This is a genomic window from Paraburkholderia sp. Ac-20340 (assembly GCF_017104965.1).
Classification (GTDB): Bacteria; Pseudomonadota; Gammaproteobacteria; order Burkholderiales; family Burkholderiaceae; genus Paraburkholderia.
Genome location: NZ_JAAGPR010000004.1, coordinates 258,649 through 271,626 on the forward strand (window position 1 = coordinate 258,649; position 12,978 = coordinate 271,626).

Annotated in this window: 10 protein-coding genes; 3 read left to right on the forward strand and 7 right to left on the reverse strand. The window is 64.6% G+C overall.

All coding sequences use genetic code 11. The annotated features are described in order from the left end of the window. Positions 1 to 16: 16 nt before the first annotated feature. The 6 genes from G3N59_RS08340 to G3N59_RS08365 all read right to left on the reverse strand — a co-directional run bounded on the left by G3N59_RS08340 (position 17) and on the right by G3N59_RS08365 (position 8,973). A complete protein-coding gene (locus tag G3N59_RS08340; protein WP_346777861.1) occupies positions 17 to 1,759 on the reverse strand; it encodes an IlvD/Edd family dehydratase in 1,743 nt (580 codons plus the stop codon). Positions 1,760 to 1,764: 5 nt separating this feature from the next. Next, a complete protein-coding gene (locus G3N59_RS08345; RefSeq protein WP_205982085.1) occupies positions 1,765 to 2,604 on the reverse strand; it encodes a TSUP family transporter in 840 nt (279 codons plus the stop codon). Beyond that, complete coding sequence (locus tag G3N59_RS08350; protein ID WP_205982086.1) at positions 2,601 to 4,640, reverse strand: alpha-glucosidase; 2,040 nt, start codon at positions 4,638 to 4,640, stop codon at positions 2,601 to 2,603. The genes G3N59_RS08345 and G3N59_RS08350 overlap by 4 nt, the downstream gene beginning before the upstream one ends. A 51-nt stretch (positions 4,641 to 4,691) precedes the next feature. Continuing rightward, positions 4,692 to 6,440, reverse strand: a complete 1,749-nt coding sequence (locus G3N59_RS08355) for a solute:sodium symporter family transporter (protein WP_205982087.1) — start codon at positions 6,438 to 6,440, stop codon at positions 4,692 to 4,694. A gap of 152 nt (positions 6,441 to 6,592) precedes the next feature. After that, positions 6,593 to 8,059, reverse strand: a complete 1,467-nt coding sequence (locus G3N59_RS08360; protein WP_241023268.1) for an NAD-dependent succinate-semialdehyde dehydrogenase — start codon at positions 8,057 to 8,059, stop codon at positions 6,593 to 6,595. A 23-nt stretch (positions 8,060 to 8,082) separates the two neighbouring features. Then, a complete protein-coding gene (locus tag G3N59_RS08365) occupies positions 8,083 to 8,973 on the reverse strand; it encodes an SMP-30/gluconolactonase/LRE family protein (protein WP_205982089.1) in 891 nt (296 codons plus the stop codon). A gap of 179 nt (positions 8,974 to 9,152) precedes the next feature. Here G3N59_RS08365 and G3N59_RS08370 point away from each other — a divergent pair, with 179 nt between their 5' ends. Next, positions 9,153 to 10,223 (forward strand): LacI family DNA-binding transcriptional regulator, encoded by a 1,071-nt coding sequence (locus G3N59_RS08370; RefSeq protein ID WP_205982090.1) that lies wholly within the window; start codon positions 9,153 to 9,155, stop codon positions 10,221 to 10,223. Here G3N59_RS08370 and G3N59_RS08375 read toward each other — a convergent pair. After that, positions 10,220 to 10,465 carry a hypothetical protein gene (locus G3N59_RS08375; RefSeq protein WP_205982091.1) on the reverse strand — a complete coding sequence of 82 codons (246 nt, stop codon included), beginning with the start codon at positions 10,463 to 10,465 and terminating at the stop codon, positions 10,220 to 10,222. The two genes, G3N59_RS08370 and G3N59_RS08375, sit on opposite strands and share 4 nt — an antisense overlap. Before the next feature lie 268 nt (positions 10,466 to 10,733). Here G3N59_RS08375 and G3N59_RS08380 point away from each other — a divergent pair, with 268 nt between their 5' ends. After that, complete coding sequence (locus G3N59_RS08380; protein WP_205982092.1) at positions 10,734 to 11,849, forward strand: alkene reductase; 1,116 nt, start codon at positions 10,734 to 10,736, stop codon at positions 11,847 to 11,849. A 43-nt stretch (positions 11,850 to 11,892) separates the two neighbouring features. Beyond that, a complete protein-coding gene (locus tag G3N59_RS08385; RefSeq protein ID WP_346777862.1) occupies positions 11,893 to 12,972 on the forward strand; it encodes an alpha/beta hydrolase in 1,080 nt (359 codons plus the stop codon). Positions 12,973 to 12,978: the final 6 nt, after the last annotated feature.

Here is a 12,978-nt window from a genome sequence, read left to right on the forward strand (position 1 = left end):
TTCTGATGTCCTGTGTCTAGAAGATCGCCGGTTCGACCGGTTCTTCGAAGCCTGTCAAGAAGTCGAAGTCGCAGCCTTTATCGGCCTGCGAAACCTGTTCGACGTAGAGACGGATATAGCCGCGCTTGCGCGCCAGCGGTGGCGCGCGCCATGCTTCGCGGCGTTGTGCGAGTTCTTCGTCGGAAAGCAGCACGTCGAGCTTGCCAGCTTCCACGTCGAGTTCGATCAGGTCGCCGGTGCGGATCAGCGCGAGCGGGCCGCCAGCAGCGGCTTCGGGCGAGACGTGCAGCACGCAGGTGCCGTAATGCGTGCCGCTCATGCGCGCATCGGAAATCCGCACCATGTCGCGCACGCCGGCCGCCAGCAGCTTTTTCGGAATCGGCAGATTGCCCCACTCCGGCATGCCGGGCGCGCCAATCGGACCACCGCCGCGCAGCACGAGCACCGTATCGGCATCGACATCCAGGTCGGGCGCGTGAATGGTCGCGTTCATCTCGGCAACCGAATCGAATACCAGCGCGCGGCCGCGATGCTTCATGAGATGCGGGCTGGCCGCGCTCGGCTTGATGACCGCGCCATTCGGTGCGAGATTGCCGCGCAGCACGCCCAGCGCGCCGCGCTCGCTGACGGGATCGGTCAGCGGGCGGATCGCATCTTCGCCCTGCGGACGCATGCCCGCTTCGAAGCGCGCGATGTTCTCGCCGAGCGTTTCGCCCGTGACGGTCATGCTGTCGAGCGTCAGATACTCCTTCACGCCGCTCAGCAAGGCGGGCACGCCGCCCGCGTAATAGAAGTCTTCCATCAGGCGCTTGCCCGAAGGGAACACATCGGCGAGCACCGGCACGTTCTTGCCGATCCGCGCGATATCGTCGAGCGTCAACGGCACATTGCCGCGCCCCGCAATCGCGATCGTATGGATCGCCGCGTTGGTCGAACCGCCCAGCGCCATATACGTGACAACGCCGTTTTCAACCGACTGGCGATTGAAGAAGCGGCTCGGCTTCAGGTCTTCCCACACCATGCCGACGATGCGCTCGCCGCTGGTCGAACACATACGCGTATGCGACGAATCCATTGCCGGAATGCTGGTCGCGCCGGGCAGCGTGAAGCCCATGGCTTCGACGATCGACGTCATCGTGCTGGCCGTGCCCATGGTGTTGCAGGTGCCGGGCGCGCGCGTCATGCGCGCTTCGAGCGAAATCCACTCGGGCTGCTCGATATTGCCCGCGACGTATTCGTCCCAGAACTTCTTGGTATGCGTGCCCGCGCCCACGGCCTGGCCGCGATGGCGGTCGCTGAGCATCGGCCCGGCGGGCACGAAGATGCAGGGCAGATCCGCGGACAGCGCGCCCATCAGCAGGCCCGGCGTGGTCTTGTCGCAACCGCCCATCAGCACCGCGCCGTCGATCGGCAGCGAGCGCAGCAGTTCCTCCGTTTCCATCGCGAGGAAATTGCGGTAGATCATCGTGGTCGGCTTGACCATGACTTCGCCCAGCGACATCGCCGGCAGTTCGAAGGGCATGCCGCCGGCCTGCAGGATGCCGCGCTTCACGGCTTCCGCGCGTTCGCGCAGATGGGCGTGACACGGCGAGAGATCGCTCCACGTATTGATGATGCCGATCACCGGACGCGACATGAATTCTTCACGACGCAGACCCATTTGCTGCAGGCGCTGCCGATGCGCGAAGGAGCGCATGTCGTCCGGGGCCAGCCAGCGCTGGCTGCGCAGTTCGCTGAGTTGCTTGAGCTTCTTTTGCACGATATTCACGCCGTAAAAATACGATGTTGAAGAGAGGCCACGCTGACCTTGCCGTGCGCCCTGGCGCTTGCGTTGGTGCTTGCGCTTGCGCTGGTAATGGCCGGTGCGACCAGGCTCATGCCCGCGATGGCCAGCAGCACGAACACGACGCGTCGCACTGCCGTCGGCGACCAGTTGGGCGGATAGCGGCGCGCGAGCCACGTCACGGTGAGGACGACGGGCAATGCCTCGGCGCTGAGCGCGAGCGAAGCCGCATCGAAACGTCCTTGCGCCAGCACGATAATCAGGCGCAGCACGGCGTTGACCGCGAACAGCAGGACCAGCGTGTCGCGCACGACCACGCGGTCGAGCGGCTGGCGATACAGATGGAACACCATCGGCGGACCGGCGCTGGCGAACACGCCGCCCATCACGCCCGAAATGCAGCCATAAAACGCGAACGTGCCCGGCGAGGCCAGCTGCGCACGCGGCTTCGTCTGCACCACCAGCAGCAGGCTGCAGGCGAGGATCGCAAGGCCCAGCGCAAAGCGCACGACGCCGATGGCGTTATCGGAAAGCCAGGCCAGCAGGCACGCGCCGATCGCCACGCCCACCAGGCTGCTGCCATACGACGGCGCCAGCAGGCGGCGCGGCAAGGCGGGCATGGTACGCACGAGCAAGGCCGCATTCGCGAGCACCATCACCGTGACGACGTTCGCCGCAACCGGCAACGGCGCGAGGTGAAACACCGCGACGAGGCCCAGCAGCACGAGCCCGAACGCAAAACCCGTGAGGCTTTGCGTGAAGGTCGCGGTCGCCACGCACGCAGCGAACAGCAGGTGATGCAGGATTGCGCCCGAACTCACTGCGCGGCTCCCGCAAGCGTGCGCAGGTCGAGCAATTGCTGCTCGCGCGCCGCGCCCTGACGAACGAACACCGGCGGCTCGCCGATGGGCGCTGCAATCTCCACGTGCTGACCGCCTTCGTACCGCACGCCGCTCCAGAGATGAATCCAGGCATCGCCTTTGGGCAGATACACGCGCCATTGCGAAGCGCCTGCCGCATGCACCGGTGCTACCAGCAGATCGCGGCCATAAAGATAGTGATCCTGAATAGCGTAGGTTTCTGCGTCGTCTTCGTAGTGCAGGAACAGCGGACGTTGCAGCGGCAAACCCCGCGCGCCCGCTTCATCGACGAGACCTTGCACATACTGCTTGAGCCCGGCGAACACGCGCGTCATGCGCGCGAAATGCGCGAGCACCGCCGGGTCCTGCCAGAACTGGAAGTTGTCGTCCGGGCGATTGCCTTCGTGCGTGCGCATCATCGGCGTGAAGGCCGCCATTTCGGCCCAGCGCTGGAACAGTTCCGGCGTGCGCGTATTGCCGAACAGGCTCGTGTAGCCGCCAATATCGCTGTGGTGATACGCATTGCCCAGCAAGCCGGAAGACAGCGCCCCGCAGATCACCGTTTGCAGCCCGTCATGACGCGTGAAATCGACGGACTGATCGCCCGCCCACAGCAGCGGGCAATGCGCCTGCACGCCCGTATAGCCCGCGCGCATGAAGAACACAGCGTCGCCGGTGCGGCCCGCGCGTTCGATTGCCTGCGCGTTCACCTGCGCCCAGAGCGTGGGCCACGCGTTGTGCATCAGCTTCGCGTCGATACCGTTGGCGAGCGTCACGTCGGTGGGCAGATACTCGCCGAAGTCGGCCATCCAGCCGTCGAGGCCCTTGTTCAGCATCTCGTCGCGAATCACGCGGTCTTCGAACCAGCGCGCCGCGTCGGGATTCGTGAAATCGACCACGCCGCAATCGAATTCGCCGAAATCGACCAGATAGTCGCTGCCGTCCGCGCGCGTCGCCAGATAACCCGCCTGCTTCGCTTCGACGTACAGCGCGCCGTCGTTGCACAGATACGGGTTGACGTAGCCGAGAAAGCGCACGCCTTGCGCATTGAGTTGCTTCACCCATTGCGCGTGATCCGGGTAGCGCGCGTCGTTCCAGTGCCAGTCCCAGAACAGACGCTTGCCGAACGAGGTCTGGCGGATACCCACCCAGTCTTCGCACCAGAGACCGCTGACCTTGAGGCCGGCCGCGCGGCTTTGTTCCATGATGGTTTGCGCATGCTCGCGGCCGTTTTTCAGGCCGAGAATCGCGCCGTCCAGCACCCACGCGGGCAAGGCAGGCTGACGCCCGCAACGCTGCGAAATACGCTCGACCAGCGTGACGAAGTCATCGGCGAGCATGAATTCGATCTGCTCGGGAATCGCCCAGAATTGCAGTTCGTGGCGCTCGTCGTGGCGGAAGTCGAAATCCGCGTAAGCCGTCGTCTGCGCATGCAGGCAGTACTTCTGCGAGGAGACGAAAGTCGGCTGCGGATAGTTCGTGTTGAAGTAATCGCCGCCCGACTTGGAGGTCGTGTCGGCCTGCCACGTCAGATGCGTGCTCTTGTCGCGTCCGACGCCGGGCTCCGACGTCCACAGCGGGAAGTTGCGGCCGCGCAGATCGAAGTACGACATCTGCTCGCCGCAACCCCACACGTGTTCGCCGCGTTGCGCGGGCACGCGCCACCACACGCGGTTGATCGCGCCATTCGCCGCCGAAACGGCGAAGGTCACGCCATGTGCGGATTGGCTCGCGATAAACGTCAGTTCGGGCGCGCTGTGCGCGTCGCGCGCCAGTTCGATGCGCGCGCTGCCGTCCTGAAGCTGCGTAAGGCGGGCGTCGCGCAGCGCGACGCGCTCTTCGACGTAATCGCTAATGTCGAAGTTGCCGCGATACATGTCGATCGTTTCGACGCCGTGCCCGACGAACACCGCCGGTGCTTCCGGTGCGTGTTCGAAGAGCGTGCGGCCAGCCGCGCTGAAAACGAGCTTGCCGCCCGCATCTGTGTGCCAGTTCATCAGCTTTACCTTGCTATTGCGTTTGTATTGCGTTGAGTTGTTGCTGTTCGATCAATGTCCGTTCGACTCGCGCGGCGACTGGCTCCATGCGAGTTCGCGACCGCCCGCCGATGCGCGGCGTCGAAACCACGCGATCAGTCCGAACGCGACGCACCACGTCACCACCATCAGGATCTGGTACTGGAGCGTCACGCCGCCTTGCCGCGCGACGCCAATCGGCGAGAGCGTCAGGTAGATGCTCACGAGCATCGCGATCAGGAACACGCTCATCGTGCTGGCATGGCGCCACGGCGTCAGATCGCCGGTCTGGCGCAATTGCGGCTCGTAAGCCTTGGCGCGCTGGTGACGCATGCCCAGCACGACCATCAGCGTGACTTCGCAGACGAACAGAATGCCCATCACGTGGATGAAGTTGATGCCGAGCAGTTTGTCCACCTGGAACACGAGAATGCCGAGCGTGTAGACGATCACGTGCAGCAGCAGCACCATCTTGGCCGGGAAGGCGCCGATCTTCTTGCTGAAGAAACCCACCAGCACGACCGCGATGATCGGAATGTTGTAGAAGCCCGTGAAGCGGCGCATCACGGTGTAGATGCCGTCCGGCGCGTACATCAGCAGCGGCGCGACCAGCAGCGACACCACCGCGATCACCACGCTCGCCGTCTTGCCCACGCGGATCAGCTTTTCATCGCTGGCCTGCGGACGCCACACGCGATAGAAGTCGAAAGCGATCAGCGTGGCCGTGCTGTTGATGACGGCGTTGAAGTGGCTCATCACGGTGCCGAACAGCACGGCGATGAAAAAGCCCTTGGCCCACCACGGCAGCACGTCGGAGACCAGCGTGGGATAGGCGAGGTCCGGGCGGCCGAGCGGATGCGAGGCGTACAGATGAAACGCGACCACGCCGGGCAGCATCATGATCAGCGGCACCAGCAGCTTCATGAGGCCCGAAAGCAGCACGCCCTTCTGCCCTTCGGCAAGACTCTTCGCCGCGAAGGTGCGCTGCACGATGGCCTGATTCGTACACCAGTAGAACAGGTTCGCGAAGATCATCCCGGTAAACAAGGTGCCGAACGGCGCGGAGTCGTGCGGGCCGCCGATGGCGGACAGCTTTTCGGGCGCCTGCGTGGCGATCGTATGCACGCCCGCCAGGAAATTGCCGTGACCGAGCGCGAACAGGCCGAGCACCGGCACCATCAGACCGGCGACCAGCAGGCCGACGCCGTTGATCGTGTCGGACACCGCCACCGCGCGCAGGCCGCCGAAAATCGCATACAGCGCGCCGATAATCCCCGACATCCACACGAGAATCGTGATGGTGCTGGCGTACGACGTGCCCAGCAGCGCCTGCACGCCGAACACCTGGTTGAAGGTAATCGCGCCCAGATACAGGCCCGACGGATTCGCCACCAGCATGTAGCCGATCACAAAGAACGCGCTGACGACGCGGCGCGTCGTGGAATCGAAGCGCTCTTCGAGAAACTGCGGCAGCGTCGAGAAACCGCCGCGGAGGTAGCGCGGCAGAAAGAACATCGCGAGCGCGACGGTGGCGATGGCCGCCGTGCATTCCCACGCCATCGCCGACATATTGTGTGCGTAGGCGTCGCCGTTCAGGCCGACCATCTGCTCGGCCGAGAGATTGGTCAGCATCATCGAGCCGGCGATAAACCAGCCCGTGAGGCCGCCGCTGGCCATGAAGTAGCCGCGTGCACCGTGATCCTTCGCGCGGCGCGTGAACAGATACGACACGAAGCCGACGAGCGCGGTGAAAAACGCAAAGCTCAGTATGGTGAAAGTCATTGTCTCCTCGTCTCTTTGAGGTTGTCTCCGTTTCGTGCGGAGGACCGGCGGCGCGATGTCGCTGCCTGAATCGGCGCGGCTTTTTTCGCAGCGCTACGATTTTTGTGCGATCGTCGATGCCTGCCGGTGTCGTGCGCTATTCGTCTGAAGGCTTATGCCACCTGCATGCACAAGTATTTCATCTCCAGATACTCGTCGATACCGTACTTCGAACCTTCGCGGCCCAGACCCGACTGCTTGACGCCGCCAAACGGCGCTTCGGCGGTCGAAATCAGACCGGTATTGATGCCGACCATGCCGAACTCCAGCGCTTCCGCCACGCGCCAGACGCGCGCCATGTCCTTCGTGTAGAAGTAGCTGGCGAGGCCGTATTCGGTGTCGTTGGCGAGAGCGATCACGTCTTTTTCATCGGTGAAACGCATCACCGGCGCGACCGGTCCGAAAATCTCTTCGCGCGCGACGCGCATGGCAGGCGTGACGTTGGTCAGCACCGTCGGCGTGTAGTGGCGGGCCACGCCGTCGCCGTTCAGCGCAACGGCTTCGCCGCCGCACAGCACGTTCGCGCCTTGCTCGCGCGCATCCACCACCAGTTCGCTGACCTTGTTCAAGGCGCGGGCGTCGATCAGCGGGCCGATTTGCGTCGACGGCTCGCGTCCGTCGCCACAGCGCAGCGCCTGCACGCGTTGCGCCAGCTTGCCGACGAAAGCGTCATAGATGCCAGCCTGCACGTAAAAGCGGTTGGCGCACACGCAGGTTTGTCCCGCGTTGCGGTACTTCGAGATCAGTGCGCCTTCGATTGCGGCGTCCAGATCGGCATCGTCGAACACGATGAACGGCGCGTTGCCGCCCAGTTCGAGCGACATCTTCTGGATATTGCGCGCGCCCTGTTCCATCAGACGCGCGCCGATGCCGGTCGAGCCCGTGAACGACAGTTTGCGCACCACGGGGTTGCCGGTCAGTTCCTCGGCGATCGGCTGCGGGTCGCCGGTGACGACGTTGAACACGCCCGCCGGAATGCCCGCGCGTTCGGCCAGCGCCGCGAGTGCGAGCGCCGAAAACGGCGTCTGCGAAGCGGGCTTGAGCACCATCGTGCAACCGGCTGCGAGCGCCGGGCCGGCCTTGCGCGTGATCATCGCGGCCGGGAAATTCCACGGCGTGATGGCCGCGCAAACGCCCACCGGCTGACGGATCGTGACCAGGCGGCGATCGTTCGCGGGCGTAGCGATCACGTCGCCATCGACACGCCGCGCTTCTTCGGCGAACCATTCGACGAAGCTGGCCGCGAAGGCGATTTCGCCTTTTGCCTCGGCGAGCGGCTTGCCCTGTTCGGCGGTCATCAGCAGCGCGAGATCGTCCTGATGTTCGAGCATCAGGTCGTGCCACTTGCGCAGCAGCGTCGCGCGCGCCTTGGCCGTCAGCGCGCTCCACTGCGGCAGCGCGGCTTGGGCGGCGGCAATCGCTTCGCGCGTTTCCAGCGCCGTCATCGACGGCACGCGGCCGATCAGCGCGCCGGTAGCGGGATCGGTCACGTCGAAGGTGCGGCTGTCGTGCGCCGCGCGCCATTCGCCGCCGATCAGGCAGCGGTTGCGCAGCAGTGTGGGGTCTTTCAGATCAGGCATGTCAGGGTCCGTCGAGAGTGAAGTCATGCGGATTCGCGCCAGCGCGGTTCGGCAAGGCCAGGCACATCGGTTCGCATCGCAAAGAGGCCGCCGGCAAGCGGCTGACGCTGCAGCTCGTCGGCGCTGCGGCCCGCGCGCGCCGTGGTGATGTAGAGCGTGCGCAGATCGTCGCCGCCGAACGCGCACATGGTCGGACAGCTCACCGGCACGGGATAGACGGCGTCGACCGTGCCGTCGGGCGCGAAGCGCACCACCCGCGAGCCTTCGTAGAAAGCGCTCCAGTAGTAGCCCTCGGCGTCGATGGCGGCGCCGTCCGGGCGGCCGCGATCTTCGGCGCTCGGCTCGATGCGCGCCCACACTTCGGACGCGCCGCTCTGGCCGGTCGCGGCGTCATAGGCTCGGCGGTAGATCGTGAAATTGGGGGTATCGGAGTGATAGAGCCATTGGCCGTCGGGGCTGAACGCCAGCCCGTTCGACGTCAGCAGGCCGCTGCTCAGGGATTCGAGGCGGCCATCGGCGTATCGATAAAGATGCGCGTGGCCGCCCGCCTTCGGCTCGTCGATCGTGCCCGCGAAGAAACGCCCGGCGGCGTCGCAACGGCCATCGTTGAAGCGGCTCGTGCGCACGTCTTCGGGATTGGCGGCCAGTTGCGTCACCGGGCGCGCCGAGTCGTCCAGCGTCCAGACGCCGGAGCGCAGGCCCGCGATGAAACCGCCGCCTTCGCGCAGGGAGAAGCAGCCAATATGCTCGGGCAGCGCGAACACCTGGTCGACACCGGTTGCGGGGTCGAAACGGTGCAGCGCGGGCTGGAGGATATCGACCCAGTACAGCACGCGTTCGCGCTCGTCCCAGCGAGGGCATTCGCCTAGCTGGGCACGGGCATCCAGAACGCAGTGGAAATCGGAAGATGACATGGTCACAGAAGCGGTTCAGGTGGCGCGACGAAAAATCGCAGCGCTGCGAAATAATAGCGCTATTATTTTGAAAGGCAATACCAGGGTTAGTGCGGAGAGGATGACTCGTTGCGCTGCGGCCCTTACAATGAAGATTCCCGCGCCCGTTTGGCGCATGCCTTTCTGACCGCTTGCAGCCTATGTCCCAGACAGCCAGGGCACCGCGCTCGCGCCGCAGCACCAACCGCGTCACGATGGACGACGTAGCCGCGCGCGCCCGAGTCTCGGCCAGCTCAGTTTCACTGTTTTTGCGCAATCCCGAAGCGGTTTCCCCGCGCATCGCGCCGCGTATCAAACAGGCGATCGACGTGCTCGGCTATGTGCCGAATCTGCTGGCCGGCAGCCTGGCGGCGGCGCGCACGCGGGCCATCGGCGTGGTGGTGCCGTCGCTCGGCAATGCGTTTTTTGCGGCGACGGTCGCGGCCATGCAAAAGGAGTTCGATCGCCACGGCTACCAGTTGCTGCTGGGCGCGACCGACTATCTGCCCGGCCGCGAAGCCGACATCGTGCGCACGTTTCTTTCGTGGTCGCCCACGGCGCTGGTCGTGACCGGCTGTCGTCACGACGACGAAACGCGCACGCTGCTGCGTTCGGCGCGCGCTCCGGTGGCGGAAATGTGGGATCTCGGCGAGCAGCCGTTTGACTTGCAGGTTGGGTTTTCGCACCACGCGGCGGGCGAAGCGATGGCGCGGCATATGGTGGAAATCGGCGCGCGCCATGTGGCGTTCATCGGCGCGCGCATGGACAGCGACGTGCGGGCACGGCAGCGTTGCGAAGGATTTTCGCGCACGATGCTCGACGCCGGGATTCAGGTGCAGGTGAAGGACGTGGCGGGCGATGCGTCGCCCAAGGCCGGGTCACACGCGCTGGCCGAGATGCTGGAAAGCACGCCGGAAATCGACGCCATCGCGTGTTCGAACGACGTCATCGCGCTGGGCGTGCTGTTCGAGGCGCAACGGCGCGGCATGGTGGTACCGCATCAGTTGCGCGTGGCCGGTTTCGGCGATCTGCCGTTCAGCGAGGAATGCGTTCCGCCCCTCACGACGATTCAGCCGCGTGCCACCGAAATTGGCCTGCGTATTGCGCAGGAACTCATCGAGCGCGCGGAACAGCCCGCTGAAGAGATCGCGCCGAGAATCGTCGATGTGGGTTTCGAACTGGTCGTGCGGGCCAGCACGCTGGCCGCGCCGGATCAGGACGTGCCTGTCTAGGACGCGTAGTCGGAGGCGCTTTGCGGTGCGGTTTGCACCGTCGGGCGCGCTTCGCGCGCAAATTCGCGGCGGCACGCCTGGCGATTCTTCGCGCCGCCCGTCGCGAACGACGCGGAATCGCATTGTTGCACTTTCAGATGGGCCGGTTGCTGGCCGCTGTTATCGGCCGTGGTCAGCGTGGACGCATGGGCAGCGCCGCATAGCACCGCAGTCGCCAGGACTGCCAGTTTCAGGAATTTCATGCTTTGTTACTCCGCACTCGTGAAATGCGCGGAATGCGCTTCATCGATCAGGCTTGAAGTCTATGCCGCCAGCACGCCGGTTTAAATGCGATGCGCTGAAATAGAGAGTTGCAGGGAATTCACATTAGCCGCGCCGCGCGCCGCTTGACGCTCCATCGCCTGCCCCATTTTCAAATTTTTCCGAAAAATCTTTCAACATCCGGCCCCGTTCTCAGGTCGCGGTGCCTGCTCGACAATCACCCGCTGATAAACCTTCGAGCAGGCCATCATGACTTCCCGTACCGTTTTCTCGCCGATCACACTCGGCCGTCACGCACTCGCCCACCGCATCGTCATGGCGCCCATGACGCGCGCGCGCAGCACGCAGCCCGGCGATATCCCCAACGCCACCAACGCGGCCTACTACGCGCAGCGCGCGAGCGCCGCGCTGATCGTCACCGAGGCATCGCAGATTTCGCCGCAAGGCAAAGGCTATTCGTTCACGCCGGGCATTTACAGCGCCGAGCAGGTCGCCGGCTGGCGTCTCGTCACCGACGCCGTGCACGCGCAAGGCGGCACCATCTTTCTGCAGCTCTGGCACGTGGGCCGCATGTCGCATCCCGATTTCCACAACGGCGCGTTGCCGGTCGCGCCGTCCGCCATTCCGTTCGAAGGGCAGATCTGGAAAGTCGATCCCGCGACCGGTCAGGGCGCGATGGTCGACTGCCCGACGCCGCGCGCGTTGACGACCGCCGAAGTGCGCCAGATCGTCGAGGATTTCCGCCTGGCGGCGCGTCGCGCACGCGAGGCCGGCTTCGACGGCGTGGAAATTCACGGTGCGAACGGTTATCTGATCGACCAGTTCCTGCGCACGACGTCGAACCAGCGCGACGACGAATACGGCGGCTCGCGCGACAACCGCCTGCGTTTCCTGCGTGAAGTGGTGAATGCGATCGCCGATGAAATCGGCGCGGAGCGCACCGCGATTCGCCTTGCGCCGTTCCTCACTGCGCGCGGCATGGCCTGCCCCGATATCCTGCCAACGATCCTTGAGGCCGCAACCTTCCTGCAGTCGCGCGGCATTGCGTATCTGCATCTGGTCGAAGCCGATTGGGACGATGCGCCGGTATTCACGGAAGCCTTCCGCCGCGAGATTCGCGAGCGCTTTGCGCGGCCCATCATCGTCGCGGGGCAATACGATCTCGCGCGCGCCAACGCGATCATCGCGCAAGGTTATGCGGACCTAGTGGCGTTCGGCCGTCCCTTTGTCGCCAATCCCGATCTGCCGGCGCGGCTCGCGAATGGCTGGCCGCTGGCCGATCTCGATCCGGCCACGCTGTTCGGCGGCGACGAGCGCGGCTACACCGACTATCCCGCTTACGACGAAGCCACGCTCGACGCCTAAGCCGCGCGCACCCGCTTTTCAACGCCTTGCAACAGGACTCAACGTGCTCCGTAACTTCGTGCCGCTCGCGCTGGCGGCTGCTTTCGCACTTTCCGCACTATCGGCGACGGGCAATCAGGCCTTCGCCGAAAACACCCCCGCCGCCAGCGCGGCTGCCGATACCCAGGATGGCCCGGTTTATGGCGCCGAACTTCAAGGCTTCGACTATCCCTGGCCGGTCAAGACCTTCACGTTCGAATCGCAGCGCCAGACCTTGAACATGGCCTATATGGACGTGCCGCCCGCGGCTGGCCACGCGAACGGCCGCACCGCCGTGCTGCTGCACGGCAAAAACTATTGCTCGGCCACCTGGGCACCGACCATCAAGGTGCTCAGCGCGGCGGGCTATCGCGTGATTGCCGTCGATCAGATCGGCTTCTGCAAATCGAGCAAGCCCGAGCATTATCAGTTCACGTTCCAGCAACTCGCGCTCAATACGCACGCCCTGCTCGAATCGCTTGGAATCGAGCACGCGATCATGATCGGCCATTCGACGGGCGGCATGCTGGCGATCCGCTATGCGCTCACCTGGCCGGAGCAAACCCAGCAACTCGTGCTGGTCGATCCCATCGGTCTGGAAGACTGGCGCGCCAAAGGCGTGCCGCCCGTTTCCGTCGATCAATGGTATGAGCGCGAACTGCATACCTCGGCGGCGCGCATTCGCAACTACGAGAAAAATACCTATTTTGCAGGCCAATGGCGCGATGCTTACGAACCTTCGGTACAGATGCTCGCGGGCATGTATCGCGGTCCCGATCGTGCGCGGGTGGCATGGGATTCGGCGCTGCTCTACGACATGATTCTCACGCAGCCGGTTTTCTACGAGCTTTCGCAGCTTCAACCGCCCACGTTGCTGATGATCGGCGATAAAGATACGACGGCCATCGGCAAGGAATTCGCGCCCGCTGCGCTGCGGCCGACGCTCGGCAATTACCCGCTGCTCGCGCATCAGGCCGCCAGTGTCATCCCGCACGTTCAACTGGTGGAGTTTCCTGAAGCCGGCCACGCGCCACAAATGCAGATTCCCGATCAGTTTCACGCTGCCTTGCTGCGCGGGCTCAATAGCGCAAACGCGGCAAACTGATTGCGA